Raw genomic sequence first — 20,216 nt, 5'->3', positions numbered from 1 at the left:
GCTACTGGCGCTACTGGACCTCAAGGTAACACTGGCGCTACTGGCGCTACTGGACCTCAAGGTAACACTGGCGCTACTGGCGCTACTGGACCTCAAGGTAACACTGGCGCTACCGGTGCTACTGGTGCTACTGGTGCTACTGGTGCTACTGGTGCCACTGGCGCTACCGGTGCTACTGGTGCCACTGGCGCTACTGGTGCTACTGGTGCTACCGGTGCTACTGGACCTCAAGGTAACACGGGTGCTACTGGTGCTACTGGTGCCACTGGACCTCAAGGTAACACTGGCGCTACCGGTGCTACTGGACCTCAAGGTAACACGGGTGCTACTGGTGCTACTGGCGCTACTGGACCTCAAGGTAACACTGGCGCTACCGGTGCTACTGGACCTCAAGGTAACACTGGCGCTACTGGTGCTACTGGTGCTACTGGTGCCACTGGCGCTACTGGACCTCAAGGTAACACTGGCGCTACCGGTGCTACTGGACCTCAAGGTAACACTGGTGCCACTGGCGCTACTGGACCTCAAGGTAACACTGGTGCCACTGGCGCTACTGGACCTCAAGGCGTTCAAGGTAACACTGGCGCTACTGGCGCTACTGGACCTCAAGGTGCTCAAGGTAACACTGGTGCTACTGGTGCTACCGGTGCCACTGGCGCTACTGGGCCTCAAGGTGTTCAAGGTAACACTGGTGCTACCGGTGCTACCGGTGCCACTGGCGCTACTGGGCCTCAAGGTGTTCAAGGTAACACTGGTGCTACTGGTGCTACTGGTGCTACTGGTGCTACTGGACCTCAAGGTAACACGGGCGCTACTGGTGCTACCGGTGCTACTGGACCTCAAGGTAACACTGGTGCTACCGGCGCTACTGGACCTCAGGGACCTCAAGGTAACACTGGCGCTACTGGTGCTACTGGTGCCACTGGACCTCAGGGTGTTCAAGGTAACACTGGTGCTACTGGTGCCACTGGGCCTCAAGGCGTTCAAGGTAACACAGGTGCTACTGGGCCTCAAGGTGCTCAAGGTAACACAGGTGCTACTGGGCCTCAAGGTGTTCAAGGTAACACAGGTGCTACCGGCGCTACTGGACCTCAGGGACCTCAAGGTAACACGGGCGCTACTGGTATAGGAGTTACCGGACCTACCGGACCTTCTGGTGGGCCTCAGGGACCTACTGGACCTCAGGGACCTCAAGGTAACACAGGTGCTACTGGACCTCAAGGTGTTCAAGGACCAGCTGGTGCTACCGGCGCTACTGGACCTCAAGGTGCTCAAGGACCAGCTGGTGCTACCGGCGCTACTGGACCTCAAGGTGTTCAAGGACCAACGGGCGCTACTGGTATAGGAGTTACCGGACCTACTGGGCCTACTGGACCTAGCTTCCCTGTAGCAACAATTGTTGTAACAAACAACATTCAACAAACAGTACTCCAATTTAACAACTTCATTTTTAATACTGCAATTAATGTAAACAATATTATCTTCAACGGCACAGATACAGTTACTGTTATCAACGGTGGTATTTATGTAATTAGCGTATCCATCTCTACAACTGCACCAGGATGCGCTCCACTCGGAGTAGGAATTTCAATAAATGGAGCAGTCGCAACTGACAACTTCTCTTCAAATCTAATAGGCGACTCACTTTCATTTACTACAATCGAAACATTAACTGCCGGCGCAAACATTTCTGTCCAATCTACTCTTAACGAGATTACGATCCCCGTAACAGGAAACACTAACATTCGTCTAACTGTATTTAGAATCGCTTAAATTTCACTATTTATTGTTTATGGCAAATAAAAAAAGAGCGAGAAACTCGCTCTTTTTTTGTTATGTACAATAATTCATTACTACTCTAATTCAATTGAAACATTTTTTTGTGGAACAAATGTAGAAATTGCATGTTTATAAATAAGCTGTTGCTTACCTTCTGTTTCCAGTAGGACTGTAAAATTATCAAATCCTTTAATTAATCCACGAAGCTGGAAACCATTTAATAAGTACAGCGTAACAAACGTATTCTCTTTACGGAGTTGATTTAAAAACTGATCTTGAATATTGATTGATTGCTTCATGTCGAATCCTCCTCTTTTTCTCTACTTACTATTATTCGACTTTAGTTGTAACTTTCCTTCTATGTATCGTAAAATTTCTGACGTTTTTTCACCGTCTGTAACATCAAACCATGTGACATCCATCTTATTACGGAACCACGTTAATTGACGCTTTGCATAACGACGTGAATTCGTCTTTAATTGTGATACCGCTTCTTCTAAAGAGACACGATCCTCAAAATAATTATATATCTCTTTATACCCAATTGCTTGAATAGATTGACAATCACTTATCCCTCTATTATACAATCCTTCTACTTCTTCTAATAAACCTTGGTCCATCATTATATCAACTCGTAAGTTAATGCGATCGTATAGCATTTCTCGATCCATTGTCAAGCCAATCAAGGAAACATTGTATAACAACTCGTTTTCTTGTTTTTCAAGTTGATCACTCATTTTTTCACCCGTCGTGTGGAAAATTTCTAACGCTCTAATGACACGGCGTACATTATTTGCATGAATACGCTCAGCGCTTTCTGGGTCTACTTCTTGTAATTTCTTATGTACATATTCCACACCACGTTCTAATGCTAATTTTTCCATTTGCTCTCGATATATAGTATCACCAGCATCATCCGTAAACTGATAATCGAATAAAACAGATTGTATATACAGACCAGTTCCACCAACGATAATTGGCAATTTACCACGCTCTGTAATCTCTCGAATATGCTTACGAACACGTTCTTGAAATTCGGCAACTGAAAATGATTCTTCCGGATTTTTTATATCGACCATATAATGTGGAATTCCGTCCATCTCTTCTTTCGTCACCTTTGCAGTTCCAATATCCATCGTACGATAAATCTGCATGGAATCTCCACTTATAATTTCACCATTCAACGCTTTGGCAAGATCAATACTTAACTTCGTCTTCCCAACAGCAGTTGGTCCAATGATGACAGCAACTTTTTCACGTTGCACTTCTCCCATATCATTCAACTCTCTTTATGTAATGTACTCCATCTATTGATTATATCCAATCTTACCAATTTTAACGGCATGATTGCAAGTTCTTTCATTTCGGTACATGAAATTATAAATAAAAAAAGAACATAGTTTGTCCAATTCCGCATATACATGATTAAAAGTACCTTCGAGAGGATGAGTTGACTATGAAACAAACCACCATTAATTTTTCATCTTTAACAAAAGACCTCATTTTAGCTACTGCTACAAAAGAACAAAATTGTTCACAAGAAGAATTATACTTCGCCTTAAATTGTTTGCTACGCTCTTTTCATTCTACTCTCCAAGAAACAACATTACATCCAGAAAATAAAGATACAGAGTATATACAAAATCAATTTTGCAGTGCATATAAAATTATTACAGGTAAAACTATTTATCCTTTTCAATAATCCATAAAAGGCGGTTGCTTACATACTTTCAAGCAACCGCCTTTTATATTAATACATATACACTACTGGATAACTTTCACTTTTACAGATTTGCGCCCCCAGCTATTAGCAGTACCATCTGAGCCTACTAATACATCAATACGATTTCCTTTAATCGCACCACCAGTATCTCCAGCAATCGCTTCTCCATATCCTTCTACCCACACTTTTGATCCTAGTGGAATTACTTTAGGATCAACAGCAATTACTTTCATGTTTGGATTCGCTGTTAAATCATGCCCCATTGCAGTTAATACACGACCACCATACGTACCATTCTCACTTGGATGCGCTGTATACGCTGTCGCTTCTACTGTTATTTCACGTCCACCAGCAGGTGCACTTGTTTCAGTAGATTTCGCAACTTGTTTCGTAGTTGACTGCTGTTTTGCCACAGGTTTACTTGAATCTACATTCTTAACAGATTCTTTACTCTTAACTACTTTATTATTTTTAACCGGCGTATTTACCCTTACCGGCGCTTCTTCTTGCGTTACAACTTCTTTCTTTTCAATCACTGGTGCCGTTCCTGTTAAAAATGGCACGTGAACATATCCAACTTTTCCATTGTAGTCGAATTGTAACCATTCATTTTGAACCTGATTTGTCGTTTCAATTACATCATCTTTATTCAGTTTACCAAGAATTTCAGAGTCAGTATTCGCTCCGGCACGAACATTTAACACGCCTGCCGTTACATAATATGTACTTTTTGTAAATTCAGCACTTACAAACGCTTCTTTACCATTTACTTTAATTTTTGTCCATCCATTTTCTGTATTTATAACGTCTAATTTATTTCCACTTAACATTTTACCTACAAGCTTTGACTCTACAGTTGGGTTTTCTCTAACATTTAATACGTCTGTTGTTACAATCGTTTCTGCTTTCGCAGAACCTGTAAAAATCCCAAGACCAAAAACTGCCGCCGTTGCTATACCTAATAATTTTTTCATGAATAGCCTCCATTTGCTTTGTTTTCGTATTTTCATTATAGCAACGGATTTTTAAAATTTTTAGAAAACACACAATTACAAACCATTCGTAATATACGATTAATGATTTGTAACATAAATTTCCATATTAATGAATTACATTTCCAATAGAACCCCCAATAGTTTTCATATATTTTCCACATACAAGCACCAGAATTTTTTTCCAGAAAAAATTACAGTATTACTTTTTTGTTACAAAAAAACCATATTTCATTACATCTTTTACTAAAATTCATCTTTCTTCAATTATTAACCTCCTTTCTTGTAATAAAAGGGAGCAGCTAATAAAAGCTACTCCCTTTACACGTATTATTTAACTTTCTTTTTCCAAATTCCCATCATAAGAGCAGAAACAACTGCCCCTATCAATATCGAGAAAATATATAACACTGGTTTATTTACTAATGCGATAACAAACAATCCACCATGCGGTGCCGGTAATGTAATTTGGAATAACATAGATAATGCACCTGCAATACTTGAACCAACAACACAACTTACTATTACTCGAACCGGATCTGCAGCTGCAAATGGAATCGCACCTTCTGTAATAAACGATGCTCCCATAATATAATTTGTTAAACCAGACTTACGTTCCGCTTCTGTAAACTTCGATTTAAAGAATGTAGTTGCTAATGCAATTGCTAGCGGCGGTACCATACCACCAGCCATAACTGCTGAGTGAACACCAAAGTTCCCTGCTGAGATTGCAGCGATACCAAATGTAAATGCTGCTTTATTAATTGGTCCCCCCATATCGATTGCCATCATCCCACCTAAAATTAAACCTAATAGTATAGCATTTGTACCACCTAAACTATTTAACCAACTCGTTAACATTTCGTTTAACGCAACTACAGGTGGATTAACTACTTTTAACATGATAACACCTGTAATTAATAACCCTAATACCGGATAAATCAAGACTGGTTTAATACCTTCTAACTGCGCTGGTAAACTAGAAAATAATTTTTTCAAACCAACAACAACATATCCAGCTAAGAACCCAGCAATTAACCCACCTAAAAAGCCAGCATTTGCTTGCGCTGCTAAAAATCCACCTACAATACCAGGCATAAAACCAGGTCGATCAGCAATAGAACTTGCAATAAATCCAGCTAAAATTGGTACAAGGAATAAAAAGGCTCCTTTTTCTCCACCGCCAATAGTCATTAATATTTCAGCAATAGGACCTTCCGCCTTAATTCCACCGAACATAAATGCTAATGCGATTAAAATCCCGCCACCAACAACGAATGGAAGCATATTACTTACACCGTTCATTAAATGCTTATAAATTCCTAATCCTTTTTCTTTCTCCGTATTTTCTGCCTTTCCATCCTCTTTTACACCTTTAAAGATTGGTGCATCTTGTTTTACAGCACGATTAAGAAGATTTTCAGTTTTTCTAATCCCGTCAGCGACTGGCACTTGAATGACATGCTTCCCAGCAAAACGGTTCATTTCTACTTGTTTATCTGCCGCGACGATAATAGCCGTTGCACGTTCAATATCCTCTTTCGTTAAACCGTTTTTTATACCTGTTGATCCGTTTGTTTCAACTTTAATTACTATTCCTAACTCTGCTGCTTTTGCTTTCAAGCTATCCGCAGCCATGTATGTGTGAGCGATTCCAGTTGGGCAAGCCGTAACTGCTAATACGTACGGTTCATTTCCTTCTGGTTTTGCAACTTCAATATCAGCTTCTTCTTTTTCATTTTCTTTTTCATCAAATAAACGAAGAAGTTCCTCTTCATCCTTTGCTTCTAACAATTGCTTACGAAACCCTTCATCCATTAATAGTGTAGATAGGCGTGATAACGTTTCTAAATGAGTATTATTCGCCCCTTCACTCGCAGCAATCATAAAGAATAAATGTGCAGACTGTCCGTCAAGCGATTCATAGTTGATACCGCTTACACTTCTACCAAAACAAATCGCTGGTTGCTTAACAGCTTTTGTTTTCGCATGAGGTATAGCAATCCCTTCACCAATGCCGGTTGTACTTTGTGACTCCCGCTTTAAAATAGCTTCTTTAAATTCGGCTTTACTATTTAAACGATTTGCCCCGTTTAATTTCTCAACTAATTCATCTATGACAGCTTCTTTATTTGAAGCTGTCAAATTCATAATAACTGTATCCCTTTTTAATAGTTCTGTAATTTTCATATGTTACTTCCCCCTATCGCTTAGTTACAATTACTTGCGACAATAATTCTTCTACTTTTTCCTTTTCACATAAATCAGCTGAAAATGCTGTTGCACTCCCTGTAGCAACGCCATATTGAAATGCCTTTTCAATATCTTTTGTCTGTTCATATTTACCTATAAATCCCGCAACAAGAGAATCTCCAGCCCCAACCGAATTAATTACAACACCTTTTGGAACAGTTGCTTCATATATACCTTCTGCCGTAAACAATAAAGCTCCATCTCCGGCCATTGATACGATAACGTGCTCTACACCTTGTTCAATTAATTTTCTTCCATACGGTAAAATATCTTCTACTGTTGAAATCTCTACTCCAAATAACTCACCAAGTTCATGATGATTTGGCTTTATTAAAAATGGTTTGTTTTTAATTACATGCTGCAGCGCATTACCACTTGCATCTACCACTACACGAATGCCTTTTCCAGCTCCGAACGCTGCGATTGATTCATAAAAAGTAGTTGGGATAGACGCGGGTACACTTCCAGCTAGTACAACACAATCTCCCTTTTGCATACTTTCAATTTGTTCCATTAATTGTTCAAATTGCTCATTTGTCACACTAGGTCCTTGCCCATTTAATTCCGTCTCTTCTTGCCCTTTTATTTTCACATTAATTCGAGTATCTTCATTTACTTGGATGAAGTTTATTATTACCCCTTCATCATGTAATACATCTTTAATAAATTGACCGGTAAATCCACCAGTAAATCCAAGCGCTACATTTTCAACACCTAAACGATGAAGAACGCGAGAAACATTAATGCCTTTTCCTCCAGGAAACTTCATATCTTTCTCCGCTCGATTTACTTCTCCTAAATCGAAGGTATTAACTTGCACTACATAATCAATAGATGGGTTTAAAGTAACTGTATAGATCATTGTTTATCAGCCTCAATTACATTGGTTTGTCTTTTATATTTTTCTAAATCGATTTCTAAATGGTTTGTAATAATATTTGCATCTTCAACATTGGCAATTTTCGCAAACGCAACTTCTGAAAACTTACTTTCATCAATTAAGAAATATCCTTCGTTTGCTAATGTTAATGCCATTTGCTTTAAAAGTGCCTCTTCTGGATCTGGAGTTGTAAAACCAAGCTGTTCATGTACACCATTCGCCCCTAAAAAACATTTATCAAAGCGATATTTCTGTATACTTTCCTGCGCCATTGCACCGATTAAAGCTTTCGTCCTACTCTTCATCATCCCGCCTAGTAAATATGCACGAATATTATTTTCAACTAAAGCTTCAATATGCATAAGTCCATTCGTAACGACTGTAACATCTTTATTTATTAAAAATGGAATCATTTCAAATGTTGTACTTCCTGCATCTAAATAAATACAATCACCTTGTTCAACTATGTTAGCCGCATACTTCGCAATTTGTTGTTTTATTTGAATGTTTTTGGATGATTTTTCAACCATCGTTGGCTCCTGTCCTTTTCCTGTTAAAACAGCAGCACCACCATGAACTCTCTTTAATAACCTTTGCTTTTCCAATTGTGCTAAATCACGACGAATTGTTGATTCAGAGCTTTCTGTTCTTTCCACTAATTGTTGTAATTTAACAACCTTCTGCTCTTTTACAAGTTGTAATATCATTTGATGACGTTCAGGAGTTAACATTTTACTCACCTCTTCTTTGATTACAGTATAATGAAAACGATCACAAAAATCAACCATAAACATTCACAAATAACCAAAAACAATCAAAAACGGTTATAAACAACAAAAAAGAAACCCATTTGATCGTTATATCAAATGGGTTTCTTTACTCAATTCACTTATAAGGAAGCTTTATATATACTGAAAACATCATCTTTATTTAATTTTTTAAAGTTACCAAATTCGCCATAAGCCATCGCTTTATCCGCCATTAAATCAATTTCATTTTCACCAATAGCGTAATCAGATAATGTTACTGGTGCCTCAATCGAAGTCCAAAATTGACGTAACGCCCCAATTCCTTCTAACGCAATTTCTCGATCAGTCTTTCCATCTGTTTCTACATCGAATACACAAATAGCAAACTGTTTAAAACGACTTACATTTTCATCTACAACATGCTTCATCCAGTGCGGGAATAGAATTGCAAGGCCACCCCCGTGTGGTATATCATGAACAGCTGAAACTGCATGCTCAATATTATGAGTTGCCCAGTCTCCTTTTACTCCCATCGCTAAAATGCCGTTTAACGCCATAGTACCGCAATATAAAATAGTTTCTCTATGCTCATAATTTTCTAGATCACTTAAAAGCTTAGGAGCTGTCTCAATTACTGTTTTTAAAACAGATTCACAATAACGATCTTGTAGTTCTGTATTTGTTCCATGGTGGAAATATTGTTCTAATACGTGCGACATAATATCCACCATACCATAAATTGTTTGATCTTTCGGTACAGAAGCAGTATGCACTGGATCTAAAATTGAAAACTGCGGGAAGGTAACTGAGCTACCCCAACCATACTTTTCATTCGTTTCCCAGTTTGTAATGACAGAGCCAGCATTCATTTCAGATCCTGTTGCTGCAAGAGTAAGCACAGTACCAAATGGTAATGCCTCACTAGCAAATGTTTTTTTCGTTACAATATCCCACACATCTCCATCGTACTTACTACCAGCTGCAATTGCCTTCGTACAGTCGATTACACTTCCTCCACCAACTGCTAAAATAAATTCAACACCATTATCTTTACAAATTTGAATTCCTTTCTTTACAGTTGATACACGTGGATTCGGTTCAACACCTGTCAATTCAAATACTTCTGCATTTATATCCTTTAAAATAGAAATTACATTATCATAAATACCGTTTCTTTTAATGCTGCCTCCCCCGTATACGAGAAGAACTTTTTTACCAAAATGTGGAATTTCAGTTTTTAACTGTTCTAATTGACCTTTACCGAAAATAAGTTTCGTTGGATTACGAAATACAAAATTTTGCATATTCCTTTACCATCCCTTCTATATGAAAAGCAACTATACTTTTGTATACCATATTTTTTTCATTTCACAAAAATATTTGCTTAATAAAAAAATCCCAGCCTACAGGCTGAGATTTTTTTATTGGTAATAAGGTGAGATCATTAAGTAAACAATAACACCAGATAAACTTACATATAACCAAATCGGCATCGTCCAACGTACAATTTTACGGTGACGTGTTAATTGATTTGTAAAACCAAATACAAGTGCAAACAATGCAAGTGGTACAATAATTGCTGCTAGGATAATATGTGTAATTAAAATAATGAAATACACATATTTAATAAATCCTTCTCCACCAAAATGTGTTGCTGGCGCTAAGTAATGATACGATAAATACGAAACACAAAATAGCAACGTTGTTATAAATGCTGCTAGGATGAAACCACGGTGCATTTTCACATTCTTCTTAATAATAGAATATAAAGCAGCTAATAAGAATACGAACGTAAAACTATTAAAAATTGCGTTTAACATTGGTAAAATCGTTACATCAAAATGTACTTCTCCTTCATAGCCAACAGGTCCAAAGAACAAAAATAAAATAATCGCATTTACAATTACAGAAAGCGTTATCACAATAGGAGCATAGCTTTTCTGATTTGTTGATTGATCTACCAAAATGGTCACTCCTTCTTCCTTCAAATATGTATACGTAACCTCACTATTTTAACATACTATTCACAGTGTAAATGTGACAATAGTTTGACACAGCAAGACAAAACAAAGAAAAAATCCTTCTTAATAAAACTTCTTAAGAAGGATTTTATCGCTTTATTATTCAAATAGCAACGCGATTAGTTTTTGTTAAAAAATGTATCGCTATATGCTTGAAAAATTTCAGACACTTGATATCCCATTAATGAAATTGCTGTTAATGAAAAGAAACCAATCATAAGAAATCGAAACCACATATAAATCTCCTCCTTGTATTTAGCTTAAAAAACATTCGCTATATTACAAGTTGAATGGCACTCTTCATCGTCACTTTCCTTTTTCTTTACAATTGCTGTAATAAATCGAATCATAAAGAAAGCTACAAAAGGAAATTGTTCGTAATTTACCTTGGCATAGTTCAGCAACGGCTCGCGTTGCACATCGAACGGGGATGAGAAAGAATAGAACATACCTTGCTCTTCCATATATACAATTACAATCTTCATACAAAATACGATTCCTAGAAACGAAACAATATCTTGCCATTCTGTCGTATATAACAGGTTATACAGCTCTAATACGTACTCTTCCATCTTCATCCCCCCTTCCTTTTTTACCATTTTGCTCGCCTTCGTATAAAAAGTCAAGAAAAAAGTTTATATTCACTATGACAATAGTAATTACTCTTTTCTTTACTTATATATGAATCTTTTCTACTAATGATTGGATGTAGCATTTCTTAGAAAACAAGAAATTAGAATCGAACAGATTCCTCATTCTTACTTTTAGTATTCAACACTGTACTATTTTTATTTCTATTAAAAAGAAAATAAGAAATGATTATAAGAACTGTAACAAGCATCGTCAAAAGTGCTTGTGAACGTAAAGATTCAATTGCAAGCATCGCAACTAAAACTACTATAATAGCTGCAATTGTAACATACGTCACATACGGGAAGAACCACATTTTCACTTTCAAATTTTGTTGTTCCACTCTTCCCATTTTTTTACGAATCTTTAAATGCGAAACAGCAATAACGAGATAAACGAGTAACGCAATCCCGCCAGATGCATTCACTAAAAATAAAAAGACTTTATCTGGAGATATGTAGCTAAAAACAACTCCAATATAAGCGAAGAACGTTCCGAATAAAACTGCCCGGACTGGAACACCACTACTGTTTAATTTCAAAAACGCCTTTGGAGCATCTCCTCTTTCTGCCATCGAAAAAAGCATTCTTGAGTTTGTATATAAACCCGAATTTAAACATGAAAGTACAGCTGTTAAAACGATAAAATTCATAATTTGTGCTGCCGCTGGTATTCCTATATGTTCCAGTACCGCTACAAACGGACTTTTTAGTATGTTCGCTGAATTCCATGGAAGAAGTGTAACAACTACAGCGATAGATCCAATGAAAAATACGAGAATACGCCAAATCACGCTATTTGTTGCTGTTTTAACTGCTTTTACAGGTTCAGCAGATTCACCAGCTGCTACTGCAACAATCTCAGATCCCATAAATGAAAATATAACGACAGTAATTCCAAGTAGCACCGAACTTATACCGTTTGGCATAAATCCTCCTTGTCCTACTAAATTCGAAGTACCAGGTGCTTCCGTTCCTGGTACAAATCCTAAAATAACAGCTAGTCCAAGACAAAGGAACAAAACAATACTAATTACTTTAATAAAAGAAAACCAATATTCAAACTCTCCAAATGATTTCACCGAAAAAACATTCGTCAATGTTAATAAAATCGTTAATATTAGGCTTAATAACCAGAGTGGGATTTCTGGAATCCAGTATTGAATAATACCAGCACCTGCTGTGGCTTCAATCGCAATAACAATTACCCAGAAAAACCAATATAGCCATCCAATTGTATAACCTGCCCATGGCCCAATTGCTTCTCGTGCATATGTTGCAAATGAACCACTTGTCGGGTTAATAGCCGCCATTTCTCCTAACATTCTCATAACGAAAATAACTAGTAGGCCTGCTAAAGCATATGAAACGATAGAGCCCGGTCCTGCTGAATGCACAACTGCACCGCTCCCAACAAACAAACCAGCTCCTATTACGCCGCCAATTGAGATCATTGTAATGTGGCGTATTTTGAGGTCTTTCTTAAGATTTTTATCCAACTCTTGTACATCCCCTTCCAAACTTAATTTTGAAATTTATGTAAGAGTATTATGCGAAAAACCTTGTCCCATACTTTAAAATATATCAAAATATTCTGAAATTAACAATTGTAATGCAATCTCCTATAGAAATTATTACATTAGGTTTAATATTTTTCCATGCACAATTGTTGAGAAAATTATAGCCACCTTACAAAAGGAAGAATTTTCAGATATTATTAAATTGACAAGATTATACATCTAGACAACTTTTTGTATAGGAGTGTTAATATGTTAAACAAGTTCAAATTCATTTGTTGTACTTTAGTAATCTTCTTACTGCTACCGCTGGTTTCCTTTCAAGCACAAGCAGCAAACAATTTAGGATCAAAATTACTCGTTGGATACTGGCATAACTTCGATAACGGTACTGGCATTATTAAATTAAAAGACGTTTCATCAAAATGGGATGTAATCAACGTATCTTTCGGTGAAACTGGTGGTGACCGTTCCACTGTTGAATTTTCTCCTGTATATGGTACAGATGCAGAGTTCAAATCAGATATTTCTTATTTAAAAAGTAAAGGAAAGAAAGTAGTTCTTTCAATAGGCGGACAAAATGGGGTCGTTTTACTTCCTGACAATGCTGCTAAGCAACGTTTTATTAATTCCATACAATCTCTGATCGATAAATACGATTTTGATGGAATAGATATTGACCTTGAATCAGGTATTTACTTAAATGGAAATGACACTAATTTCAAAAACCCAACTACTCCTCAAATCGTAAATCTTATTTCAGCTATTCGAACAATCTCTGATCATTATGGTCCAGATTTTCTATTAAGCATGGCTCCTGAAACAGCTTATGTTCAAGGTGGTTATAGCGCATACGGAAGCATCTGGGGTGCATATTTACCAATTATTTACGGAGTGAAAGATAAACTAACATACATTCACGTTCAACACTACAATGCTGGCAGTGGCATTGGAATGGACGGTAATAACTACAATCAAGGTACTGCAGACTACGAAGTCGCTATGGCAGATATGCTCTTACATGGTTTTCCAGTAGGAGGTAATGCAAATAACATTTTCCCAGCTCTTCGTTCGGATCAAGTAATGATTGGACTCCCTGCAGCACCAGCGGCAGCTCCAAGTGGCGGATATATTTCTCCAACTGAAATGAAAAAAGCTTTAGATTATATCATTAAAGGCATTCCTTTCGGCGGAAAGTATAAACTTTCAAATCAAAGTGGCTATCCTGCCTTCCGCGGTCTAATGTCTTGGTCTATTAATTGGGATGCAAAAAATAACTTTGAATTCTCTAGTAACTATAGAACATATTTCGATGCTATTCCCTTTCAAAAATAATAAAAAACAACAATAGGTTATAGGACCTATTGTTGTTTTTTATTTATGTAAATTACTTTTTCACTTCTACATGATGAAGAGATTTTTTTCGATCTCTTACATAACTATTTACAAGGCTTAAAAGTAATTTACCACCAATTAACATCGCGCGTTCATCAAAATCAGCACGTAACGCCATCGTCTCTCCAGGTCTTTCACCTTCAATTACACCGATTACCCCTCTTCCCCCAACATCTGTTGTCACATCAATATGAAAACTTTTTAAGATTTTAGCTATTTTTTTCGGCGTTTCTATTTCTTGAAACGATAGCTCTGGGTATTGATGAAAATCTCTTCGCCACAAAACCATTTGGTTATATAAACTTTCCAATTCTTTATGCCATGTTTCTATCATAGAAATTCCCCTTTCTTTTTTAACACTTTAAATAAAAGTTACATAATATTCTGTTTTTAATCAATAAAAAAGAGAACTTTCTCTGAAAGTCCTGCTACTATTGAATAGGCAAGTTACTATTTTGCTTCAACACAAATACTGAAAGTTCAGGCACACTCCAAAATCTAACAGGCATTCGAGTTGTCCCAATACCACGATTTACGTATAAATGTAACTGCTTATTCTTCCCTTCTAATTCATACATACCTTCAACATGACTTTCAGCTAGTTTTGTAGTAATTAATGGACCTATAAAAGGAATTTGAACTTGTCCTCCGTGACTATGTCCTGACATTTGAAAATCAACCGGATAACGAGCTACTTTATCTACAACATCCGGCTCATGTACTAATAGCATATTGAAATCTTGTTGCCTTACATGTTTTAAAGTCGAGTCTATTTGCGGCTTACCTAATAAGAAATCATCCAAACCTGATATTGTAATATATTTACCGTTTTCCGCTTTAATTTTCTGCACTTCATTTACTAACACAGAGAAACCAGCTTCCTCCATATACTTTTTATAAAATAAACTACCTCCACCGCCCCTGTCATGATTCCCAAACACAGCATATTTCCCTAAGGGCGCATGTATTTTCTGTAAAATACTTTTCGCTTCTTCTCTTTCTGCTTTATACGATCCAAACTTATCTATTAAATCCCCTGTGAAAACTACTACATCTGGACTTAATGCATTCATCTTCTCCACCAAATTTTCTAGTTGTTTCAATGTGAATTCTGGCCCTAAATGTACATCTGAGAACTGCAATATTTTTTTATTATTAAACTCTTTAGGAATTGTAGAAGCTTCTATTTCATTCCACGTAACTGTTACTAGTTTTCGTTCTATTTCTGTCGCATAGAAATACAAACTTATAGAAATCATTACTATACTTATGAAACTGATTATAGATATCTTGACGATTGATTTTTTTTGTTCTTCTTTTACATGATACGTATTCATGTTCTCACCTCTAGACGTACTTTAAAGCCTTATTGTTACATTAATGTGACAACACGAACAACATTAGTTATATCCAATTCCACCCCTGCTCACTTTGACAAATTTATACAGAAGTCATAACATATTTTTATAATACATAGATTCTTAAAAATGTTCCATTTATTTTTATCATTTTATTAAGGAGAGATTATTCATGTCTGTATTTACACCAGAAGAAATTACGGAACTTGCTGCTAATTCTGGAAGAAAAAAAGCTCATTTATCATTACTCCCTATGCTAATTCTCGGTTTTTTTGGCGGTGCTTTCATAGCATTAGGGTATTTACTCGATATTCATGTTATTGGAACAATGCCAAAGTCTTGGGGATCATTTACTAGTTTTCTAGGTGCTGCTGTATTCCCTATCGGACTTATACTCGTTATTCTTGCAGGCGGTGAGTTAGTAACTGGAAATATGATGACCGTTTCAATGGCGTGGCTTCATAAAAAAATTGACTTATTTCACTTCATTCGAAATTTAGTTATTGTTACGTTTAGCAACTTCATAGGTGCTGTATTCGTTGCTTATTTTTTCGGTCATATCGTCGGATTAACAGAGGGAGCTTTTTTAGCGAAAACAATTTCTATTGCGCAAGCTAAACTACAAGATACACCACTACAAGCTTTCATTTCTGCAATCGGATGTAATTGGCTCGTTTGTTTAGCTGTTTGGCTCAGTATGGGAAGTAAAGAATTTATCGGAAAGATTATCGGCATTTGGTTCCCAGTTATGACTTTTGTTGCGATTGGATTTCAACACGTTGTAGCCAATATGTTTGTCATCCCAGCTGCAATTTTTTCCGGTCATTTAACTTGGGCTGAATATTTTCCAAACTTCATTTTTGTTTTCTTCGGAAACTTAGTAGGCGGTATGTTCTTTGTAGCATTACCTTATTTCATATCTTATAATAAGAAACTATCTCTAAATAAAGAGAAGAATGAAATAAAGAACAAATCTGTATCGGCTTAAATTAGAGGTCTATAAAGTGACTCTAAAAATATTACAAATTTCATTTTTTTTGCGAATATATGTACGTACACTTGTTCTCGAATGTTTTATACGTTATAATAACAACTTAAATAGCATTATTTACATATGAGGTGAAAAACATGAACAAAACAGAATTAATTAAAAACGTAGCACAAAATGCTGAGATTTCTCAAAAAGAAGCTACTGTAGTTGTACAAACTGTAGTAGAATCAATCACTAACACTTTAGCTGCTGGTGAAAAAGTACAACTTATCGGATTCGGTACATTCGAAGTTCGCGAAAGAGCTGCTCGTACAGGCCGTAACCCACAAACTGGTGAAGAAATGCAAATCGCAGCTTCTAAAGTACCTGCTTTCAAAGCTGGTAAAGAACTAAAAGAAGCTGTAAAATAATGAAAAATAGCCTTCTCGTTTACGAGAGGGCTATTTTTTCATTATATAATTAATAAAAATCTGACCATTATGCTGTTTCTTTTGTTCCTTTATGCAAATAAAACCTTTACTTTCAAAGAAAGGTTTTGCTGTAATACTCGCCTCTGTATATATCTCCCTATGTCCCAAGTTCACTGCTTCTTTTTCTAACTTCTGTAATATGGATGAAGCTATCCTTTTCCCTTGATAATCTTTATGTGTAAATAAGCGATCTACGTAATAATCCTCATTATAATCTCCAAATCCGACTATCACACCGTTATGATCCGCTACATAACTAATATTCTTCTCTAAAGACTTTAACCAGCTTTCCCTATCTAGTTGATCTGATGCCCATGCCTGTAACTGTAACACGTTATAATCTTTTGCATTAATTGTATGAACTGTTTCATAGAACAACTGTAATACTTGGTCTAAATCGTCTTTATGGAATGTCCTAATGATCGTATCTTTTAACATATTTGAGCCTCCTTACTAAACTATCATTTAACTTTTCTACCATTTACGATTCAATATTTCTGCTTTATTATAACTTTTTTCTTCCTATATAAACAAAAAACAATACTTATTTCAAAGTATTGTTTTTTGTTTAAAAGCATATTCAATTACTCTATAGATTTACATTTTTATTATTTTAATTTCACTCTTTGCAATCGTAATGCATTTAATACGACCGATACAGAACTAAATGCCATAGCCGCTCCTGCAACCCAAGGTGCTAAGAAGCCGAACGCTGCAATCGGGATTCCTAAGCCGTTATAAGCTAGTGCCCAGAATAAATTTTGCTTAATATTTCTTATCGTCATCTTACTCATAAAGATTGCATCAGCAATACTATTTAAATCACCACGAATTAACGTAATATCTGCTGCTTCCATCGCTACATCCGTTCCTGTTCCAATTGCCATACCGATATCCGCCGTAGCAAGAGCAGGTGCATCATTTATTCCATCTCCAACCATTGCTACTTTCTTACCTTGCGCTTGAAGTTTTTTCACTTCTTCTGCTTTTCCTTCTGGTAATACTTCTGCAATTACGTGATCAATACCAACTTGCTTAGCGATTGCTTGAGCAGTTTGTGTATTATCTCCTGTAATCATAACAACGTCTAGACCCATTTTCTTCAGTCTAGCGATTGCTGCTTTTGAAGTATCTTTTACAGTATCTGCAACAGCCACTATACCAGCATATTCTTTATTGATCGCAATAAGCATTGCTGTTTTTCCTTCTCGTTCTAGCTCTTCCATCGATTTAGAAATTTCTTCAATATCAATATCGAATTTCTTCATTAATCGACGTGTACCAATTAATAGTTGTTTCCCTTCTACAACTGATTCGATACCGAATCCCGGAATCGCTTCAAACGTTTCTGAACTTGGGATATCAATTTTCTTTTCTTTAATTCCTTCTACAATCGCTTCTGCGAGTGGGTGTTCAGAATTTTTTTCTGCCGCACCTACTAAACGTAGTATCTCTTCTTCGTGGAATCCATCTGCTACAATTACATCTGTTAACACTGGTTTCCCATTTGTCACAGTACCTGTTTTATCTAGAATAACTGTATCTAATCGATGCGTTGCTTCTAAATGCTCCCCGCCTTTAAATAAAATGCCATACTCAGCTGATCTTCCTGATCCAGCCATAATAGATGTAGGTGTCGCAAGACCTAGTGCACATGGACATGCGATAACAAGTACTGCTATCATTTTCTCAAGTGCCCCGCCAAAATCACCTGGTGTAACAAATATCATCCACACTACAAATGTAATAATAGCAATTACAACTACAACCGGTACGAAAATACCTGAAATTTGATCTGCTACCCTTTGAATAGGAGCTTTTGAACCTTGAGCCTCTTCTACTACTTTAATAATTTGAGCTAATGCAGTATCTCTTCCTACCTTAGTTGCTTTCACTTTTAAAAATCCATTTTTATTCATTGTAGAACCGATTACTAAATCCCCAATTGTTTTATCAACTGGAATACTTTCACCCGTTAACATCGATTCATCAATTGCTGATTTCCCTTCTACAATCTCACCATCTACCGGAATTTTTTCACCAGGCTTTACATAAACGATATCACCAGCTACTACTTCTTCGATTAAAATTTTCATTTCTGTTCCATCTCGCACAACTGTAGCTGTCTTTGCTTGTAAACCCATCAATTTTTTAATTGCTTCTGATGAACGTCCCTTTGCTTTTGCTTCAAATAATTTACCTAAAATAATTAGTGTAATAAGTACCGCGCTTGTTTCAAAATATAAATCTGTCATATGTTCCGAAGAACCGATAGATTGAATGCTTAAATATACACTATAGAAATAAGCAGCCGATGTTCCAAGCGCCACAAGAACATCCATGTTAGCACTTTTATTACGTAACGCTTTATAAGCCCCAACATAAAACTGTCCACCAATGATAAATTGAACTGGTGTTGCAAGAGCTAGCTGCACCCAAGGATTCATAAGCATATCAGGTAAATAAATAAACGATGTAAATGAGAAGTGACTTACCATTGCCCACAGTAACGGGAATGATAAAATAAACGAAATGATAAACTTTTTCTTTTGTCGCTCAATTTCTTGTAAGCGATGATCAGTTGATCCATCTTGCTCATCTGATTTCACTTCCAATTTATATCCTAATTTTGTAATTGCACTCTTCATTTCATTTACATTAACTTCATCAGGATTAAAATCTACTGTAGCCGTTTCCAAAGCGAAATTTACTGTCGCTTCATTCACACCTTCTAATTTATTTAAACGCTTTTCTACTCTATTGGCACATACTGCGCATGTCATTCCTGAAACAGTAAATTCAGCTTTATCACTTAAAATTCCATATCCTAACGATTCAACTTTTTCCTTAAATTGTTGTGGATTTGTTTTTTGGGGATCATACATTATTTTTGTTTTTTCAAGTGCAAAATTTACATTTGCATCATGAACACCTTCTACTTTTTTTAGACCTTTTTCAATTCTATTTGCACACGCCGCACATGTCATTCCTGATATTTGAAGATTGGCCTCTTTTTTTTCATTCATGTCTCTCACCTCTACATACCCTTATGAGGTATAATTATTAGCAAAATAAATCGTACTTCCTATAAAGTACGATTTATTTCCATATCTAAAAAATAATTATTGAACATCGTATCCTTGATCTTCGATTACAGCAACGATATCTTTTAATGTTATAGCAGACGAATCGATAGTAACTTCAACAGTTCCTTCTGCCAATTGAACCTTCACTTGTTCAACACCGTTTAACTCTTTCACACTGCTTTCGATAGCATTTACACAATGTCCACAAGACATACCTTCAACTTTTAATGTTAACTGTTCCATTTAAAATCCTCCTCTTGTTTATTCATTGTTTGTTAATCACAACCTCATCTTACCATACCCCCCTAAGGTAATCAATGGTTTTGTGTCATGATTTTTCAATTATTTTCTAAAAATTTATTTTACACACACT

General features: G+C 36.4%; 19 protein-coding genes and 1 pseudogene. 5 read left to right on the top strand and 15 right to left on the bottom strand.

Annotation, left to right across the window (positions count from 1 at the left end; translation table 11 throughout):
• Positions 1 to 1,773 (top strand): Gly-Xaa-Xaa repeat protein (locus tag ACQVV1_RS06570; RefSeq protein ID WP_431168693.1); only part of this gene is annotated, 1,773 nt, incomplete at its 5' end.
• An 80-nt stretch (positions 1,774 to 1,853) separates the two neighbouring features.
• Here the strand turns inward: ACQVV1_RS06570 and hfq are convergent.
• Together hfq and miaA are read right to left on the bottom strand one after the other, a co-directional pair.
• The gene (gene hfq / locus ACQVV1_RS06565; protein WP_000813896.1) at positions 1,854 to 2,078 is read right to left on the bottom strand and encodes an RNA chaperone Hfq; all 225 of its coding nucleotides are present in this window, start codon (positions 2,076 to 2,078) and stop codon (positions 1,854 to 1,856) included.
• A 21-nt stretch (positions 2,079 to 2,099) separates the two neighbouring features.
• Positions 2,100 to 3,053: a tRNA (adenosine(37)-N6)-dimethylallyltransferase MiaA gene (miaA, locus tag ACQVV1_RS06560; protein ID WP_242251937.1), complete on the bottom strand. Its 954-nt coding sequence runs from the start codon at positions 3,051 to 3,053 to the stop codon at positions 2,100 to 2,102.
• 182 nt (positions 3,054 to 3,235) lie between these two features.
• Here miaA and ACQVV1_RS06555 point away from each other — a divergent pair, with 182 nt between their 5' ends.
• Positions 3,236 to 3,481 carry a hypothetical protein gene (locus ACQVV1_RS06555; protein ID WP_242251938.1) on the top strand — a complete coding sequence of 82 codons (246 nt, stop codon included), beginning with the start codon at positions 3,236 to 3,238 and terminating at the stop codon, positions 3,479 to 3,481.
• 62 nt (positions 3,482 to 3,543) lie between these two features.
• On the opposite strand, the gene entD is transcribed toward ACQVV1_RS06555, so the two are convergent.
• From entD to gabP, 8 genes are all read right to left on the bottom strand, one after another.
• Positions 3,544 to 4,476, bottom strand: a complete 933-nt coding sequence (gene entD, locus ACQVV1_RS06550) for a cell wall-binding protein EntD (protein WP_242251939.1) — start codon at positions 4,474 to 4,476, stop codon at positions 3,544 to 3,546.
• Between the two features lie 348 nt (positions 4,477 to 4,824).
• Positions 4,825 to 6,684, bottom strand: coding sequence for a PTS fructose transporter subunit IIABC (locus ACQVV1_RS06545; protein ID WP_242251940.1), 1,860 nt, complete (start codon positions 6,682 to 6,684; stop codon positions 4,825 to 4,827).
• Between the two features lie 13 nt (positions 6,685 to 6,697).
• Complete coding sequence (pfkB, locus tag ACQVV1_RS06540; RefSeq protein ID WP_242251941.1) at positions 6,698 to 7,609, bottom strand: 1-phosphofructokinase; 912 nt, start codon at positions 7,607 to 7,609, stop codon at positions 6,698 to 6,700.
• Positions 7,606 to 8,358: a DeoR/GlpR family DNA-binding transcription regulator gene (locus ACQVV1_RS06535; RefSeq protein WP_048530344.1), complete on the bottom strand. Its 753-nt coding sequence runs from the start codon at positions 8,356 to 8,358 to the stop codon at positions 7,606 to 7,608. The genes pfkB and ACQVV1_RS06535 overlap by 4 nt, the downstream gene beginning before the upstream one ends.
• Before the next feature lie 158 nt (positions 8,359 to 8,516).
• Positions 8,517 to 9,680, bottom strand: coding sequence for an iron-containing alcohol dehydrogenase (locus ACQVV1_RS06530; protein ID WP_242251943.1), 1,164 nt, complete (start codon positions 9,678 to 9,680; stop codon positions 8,517 to 8,519).
• A 117-nt stretch (positions 9,681 to 9,797) separates the two neighbouring features.
• Positions 9,798 to 10,340: a DUF420 domain-containing protein gene (locus ACQVV1_RS06525; RefSeq protein ID WP_242251944.1), complete on the bottom strand. Its 543-nt coding sequence runs from the start codon at positions 10,338 to 10,340 to the stop codon at positions 9,798 to 9,800.
• A 317-nt stretch (positions 10,341 to 10,657) separates the two neighbouring features.
• A complete protein-coding gene (locus tag ACQVV1_RS06520) occupies positions 10,658 to 10,996 on the bottom strand; it encodes a hypothetical protein (protein WP_242251945.1) in 339 nt (112 codons plus the stop codon).
• 134 nt (positions 10,997 to 11,130) lie between these two features.
• A complete protein-coding gene (gabP, locus tag ACQVV1_RS06515) occupies positions 11,131 to 12,525 on the bottom strand; it encodes a GABA permease (RefSeq protein WP_242251946.1) in 1,395 nt (464 codons plus the stop codon).
• Positions 12,526 to 12,795: 270 nt separating this feature from the next.
• Here gabP and ACQVV1_RS06510 point away from each other — a divergent pair, with 270 nt between their 5' ends.
• Complete coding sequence (locus ACQVV1_RS06510) at positions 12,796 to 13,878, top strand: chitinase (RefSeq protein WP_309259231.1); 1,083 nt, start codon at positions 12,796 to 12,798, stop codon at positions 13,876 to 13,878.
• A gap of 154 nt (positions 13,879 to 14,032) precedes the next feature.
• Here the strand turns inward: ACQVV1_RS06510 and ACQVV1_RS06505 are convergent.
• Together ACQVV1_RS06505 and ACQVV1_RS06500 are read right to left on the bottom strand one after the other, a co-directional pair.
• Positions 14,033 to 14,272, bottom strand: a pseudogene (locus ACQVV1_RS06505) (amidohydrolase); the annotation flags it as partial.
• A gap of 97 nt (positions 14,273 to 14,369) precedes the next feature.
• On the bottom strand, positions 14,370 to 15,275 hold the full coding sequence (locus tag ACQVV1_RS06500) for a metallophosphoesterase (protein ID WP_242251948.1): 906 nt from the start codon (positions 15,273 to 15,275) through the stop codon (positions 14,370 to 14,372).
• Positions 15,276 to 15,468: 193 nt separating this feature from the next.
• On the opposite strand from ACQVV1_RS06500, the gene ACQVV1_RS06495 reads away from it, so the two are divergent.
• Positions 15,469 to 16,284: a formate/nitrite transporter family protein gene (locus ACQVV1_RS06495; RefSeq protein WP_242251949.1), complete on the top strand. Its 816-nt coding sequence runs from the start codon at positions 15,469 to 15,471 to the stop codon at positions 16,282 to 16,284.
• 140 nt (positions 16,285 to 16,424) lie between these two features.
• Positions 16,425 to 16,697 carry an HU family DNA-binding protein gene (locus tag ACQVV1_RS06490; RefSeq protein ID WP_001043904.1) on the top strand — a complete coding sequence of 91 codons (273 nt, stop codon included), beginning with the start codon at positions 16,425 to 16,427 and terminating at the stop codon, positions 16,695 to 16,697.
• A 30-nt stretch (positions 16,698 to 16,727) separates the two neighbouring features.
• Here ACQVV1_RS06490 and ACQVV1_RS06485 read toward each other — a convergent pair whose 3' ends face one another.
• From ACQVV1_RS06485 to copZ, 3 genes are all read right to left on the bottom strand, one after another.
• Positions 16,728 to 17,195, bottom strand: coding sequence for a GNAT family N-acetyltransferase (locus tag ACQVV1_RS06485; protein ID WP_242251950.1), 468 nt, complete (start codon positions 17,193 to 17,195; stop codon positions 16,728 to 16,730).
• A gap of 170 nt (positions 17,196 to 17,365) precedes the next feature.
• Positions 17,366 to 19,783 (bottom strand): heavy metal translocating P-type ATPase, encoded by a 2,418-nt coding sequence (locus ACQVV1_RS06480; protein WP_431168692.1) that lies wholly within the window; start codon positions 19,781 to 19,783, stop codon positions 17,366 to 17,368.
• Between the two features lie 96 nt (positions 19,784 to 19,879).
• Positions 19,880 to 20,086, bottom strand: coding sequence for a copper chaperone CopZ (gene copZ, locus ACQVV1_RS06475; protein WP_060631903.1), 207 nt, complete (start codon positions 20,084 to 20,086; stop codon positions 19,880 to 19,882).
• Positions 20,087 to 20,216 lie beyond the last annotated feature (130 nt).

The organism is Bacillus basilensis, assembly GCF_050630465.1.
In the GTDB taxonomy this organism is placed as follows: domain Bacteria; phylum Bacillota; class Bacilli; order Bacillales; family Bacillaceae_G; genus Bacillus_A; species Bacillus_A basilensis.
The sequence above is the reverse complement of the archived record's forward strand: the minus strand, read 5'-3'. Positions and strand labels throughout refer to the sequence as shown.